The sequence below is a fragment of the Bacillus sp. SIMBA_005 genome (assembly GCF_046535585.1).
Classification (GTDB): domain Bacteria; phylum Bacillota; class Bacilli; order Bacillales; family Bacillaceae; genus Bacillus; species Bacillus pumilus.
The window spans coordinates 1-247 of record NZ_JAWRWI010000941.1 but is presented as its reverse complement, the minus strand read 5'-3'; the positions used below and the strand labels follow the sequence as shown (position 1 = coordinate 247).

The 247-nt window shown below is 34.8% G+C and carries 1 protein-coding gene; it reads left to right on the top strand.

Features of this window, described 5'->3' with window-relative positions:
• Positions 1-247, top strand: a 247-nt coding sequence (locus tag SB660_RS22850) for an MBG domain-containing protein (RefSeq protein WP_410584807.1), incomplete at both ends; no start/stop codon positions are given.

Sequence of the window (247 nt, the reverse complement as noted above, 5' to 3'; positions counted from 1 at the left end):
ATGTTAGTACTGCACTAGGAAACTTTACAAGTACGCTATCTGCTCTTATAGGAAACAGAACTTTTTATATCAGGACTTATGCTATAAACTGCAATTGTTTGATTAATTATGGAAATGAAGTAAGTTTTACAACAGAGAAATATACTCTAAATATAACTGCGGTCTCAGGACAAAACAAAGTGTATGGTACAGCCGACCCTGTATTTAATTACACCGCAACAGGTTTTGCAAACGGAGATACAAATGC